This is a genomic window from Pseudomonas sp. LBUM1645, from assembly GCF_059716185.1.
The window spans coordinates 135,967-138,552 of record NZ_CP166811.1; the positions used below are offsets into that span (position 1 = coordinate 135,967).

The 2,586-nt window shown below is 60.9% G+C and carries 2 protein-coding genes; one reads left to right on the plus strand and one right to left on the minus strand.

What is annotated here, in order from left to right; translation table 11 throughout:
- Positions 1-7: 7 nt before the first annotated feature.
- Entirely contained in the window at positions 8-1,954 is a 1,947-nt protein-coding gene (gene lapD, locus ACA079_RS00660) for a cyclic di-GMP receptor LapD (RefSeq protein WP_497702246.1), read from the plus strand.
- Between the two features lie 145 nt (positions 1,955-2,099).
- On the opposite strand, the gene ACA079_RS00665 is transcribed toward lapD, so the two are convergent.
- Positions 2,100-2,438: a tryptophan synthase subunit beta gene (locus tag ACA079_RS00665; RefSeq protein WP_497702247.1), complete on the minus strand. Its 339-nt coding sequence runs from the start codon at positions 2,436-2,438 to the stop codon at positions 2,100-2,102.
- Between the last annotated feature and the right edge of the window lie 148 nt (positions 2,439-2,586).

The window sequence follows — 2,586 nt, forward strand, 5'->3', positions numbered from 1 at the left end:
CGCTCAGATGTCCTTGTTCAAACAGCTGTTGATCGCTATCTGTCTGTTCCTGGTGATCGCCTTCACCGGTAGCTTCGTGGTCAGCCTGGAAAGCTCGCGCACCCAATACGTCAACCAGTTGCGCTCTCACGCCCAGGACGCTGCGACGGCATTGGCACTGTCCCTGACACCGAACATCGACGATCCGGCGATGGTCGAGTTGCTGGTCAGCTCGATCTTCGACAGCGGTTATTACGCGAGCATCCGCGTGGTCGACCTCAAGACCGATCAGACCATCGTCGAGCGCAGCGGCATTCCAGCGGTGAACAACGTGCCGGACTGGTTCGTCAAAATGATCGGGCTGGAAGCGGCCGGTGGTGATGCCCTCGTCAGCCGTGGCTGGGAGCAGGCGGCGCGGGTCGAGGTGGTCAGCCATCCGATGTTCGCGTTGGCCAAACTCTGGCAAAGCGCACTGGGCAGTCTTGGTTGGTTGCTGATCTGCGGTGCGGTGAGCGCGGTGCTGGGCGCGCTGTTGTTGCGCCGGCAACTGAAGCCGCTGGATTACATGGTCAAGCAATCCCACGCCATCGCTCGCCGCGAATTCCTCAGCCTGCCGCAACTGCCGCGCACACCGGAACTGCGGCGAGTCGTGCAGGCCATGAACCAGATGGTCGAGAAGCTTAAAGCGCTGTTCCAGGAACAGGCCGAGCGCAGTGAAAAGCTGCGGGCCGAGTCCTATCAGGACAACCTGACGGGGCTGGCCAACCGTCGTTATTTCGAAATGCAATTGAACGCCCGAGTGAGCAATCCGGAGCAGGCGAGTTCCGGTTATTTGCTGCTATTGCGGGTCAGGGACCTGGCCGGGTTGAACCAGCGGTTGGGCGGTCAACGCACTGACCAGTTGTTGAAAGCGGTTGGCGAGCAGTTGTCCCGAGAGTGCGCAAAATACCCGGAAACCCTGAACCTCGTGACGCGGATTCGCGGCGGTGAGTTCGCCGTGCTGGCGCCGGGGCTGGTGCGCGAAGAAGCGCTGCAACTGGCGCAGAACCTCGACAGTGCCTTGGCGAGTCTGCACGCGACGGGCGCCACCGACGTGGCCTCTGTGGCCTCGATCGGGCTGGCGCCGTTTGTTTTTGGCGACTCCCCGCAAGCGGTGCTCGGGCTGGGCGATCAGGCGTTGGCTCAGGCGGAAGGCCAGGGCGATTCGAGCTGGGTCTGCCTGGATCACAGCGCGTCAGCCAGCGTCGGCGACGACCATCATGCCTGGCACAACTTATTGGAAAAGGCGTTGAACCAGCAGCGTTTCGAGCTGTATTTCCAGCCGGTGGTGGCCGCCCAGGACACGCAGTTGGTGCTGCATTACAAGGTGCTGTCGCGTTTGATCGACGATGAGGGCCAGACCATTCCCGCCGGACGCTTCCTGCCGTGGCTCGAGCGCTTTGGCTGGACCGCGCGGCTTGATCGGCTGATGTTGGAGCTGGTACTTGAGCAGATGGCCGACCATAAAGAGTCGCTGGCGCTGAACCTGTCATCAGCGACGCTGGCCGATCCGCAGGCATTGAATAAAGTCTTCGAGACCCTGCGTCAGCATTCGGATCTCGGGGAGCGATTGACCCTGGAAATCGGTGAGGAGCAGTTGCCGGAGCAAGCCATGCTGGAAGAGCTGACGCGACGTCTGCGCGAACTCGGGTTCTCCCTGAGCCTGCAACGCTTTGGCGGGCGCTTCAGCATGATCGGCAACCTGGCGCGTCTTGGGTTGGCGTATCTGAAGATCGACGGCAGTTACATCCGGGCGATTGATCACGAGAGCGACAAGCGCCTGTTCATCGAGGCGATTCAGCGGGCGGCGCACAGCATCGATTTGCCGTTGATTGCCGAGCGGGTCGAGACGGAAGGGGAGTTGATGGTGATTCGTGAGATGGGGTTGTATGGGGTTCAGGGGCAATTGTTTGGTGAGCCGAAGCCTTGGCAGTAATGCGTCGTCGGTGATGCCGCCATCGCGAGCAAGCTCGCTCCCACAGGGGATTTGGTTGTACGCACAATAGCGGTACGACGCATAACCAATGTGGGAGCGAGCTTGCTCGCGATGGCGTCAGCGCAGGCAACGAAGACGGTGGGCGTTAGATCAACCCCGTCTCATTATCATCGATCAATTGACTCAACCCGCCCAACGCCTCACGGGCCTGGGTCCGGTCCATGAGTTTGGCCTGGGCGGCGGCCGGCAGGTCGGTGACGCGGATCACACCCTTGCTGGTCAACACCTGGATCAAGTCGTCGAGTACCCGGATCATTTCCAGGTCGCTCTGCTTGAGCTGTTTGAGGCTGGTTTCCACTACTTCATTGGCATACCAGGCCTGGATTTCATGGTGGTCGGCCGGCAGTGTTTCCGTGGCCTCGGCGTAGGCGGCGGCTTCCACGCGCACTAACTGACCTTGCGCATCGCGTTGCACGTAGAACATTGAACATCCCTCGGAAATGGACCAGCGTCATGCTTTCAGCAGCATAGGCCAACTGGACGCGAGTATGCGGTGCGGCGACGAAATCGTCACCGGGGTGTTGTGCGCAAACGTGACGGCCGCCCCAGAAGGGCGGCCGTTTTTCGTTGGA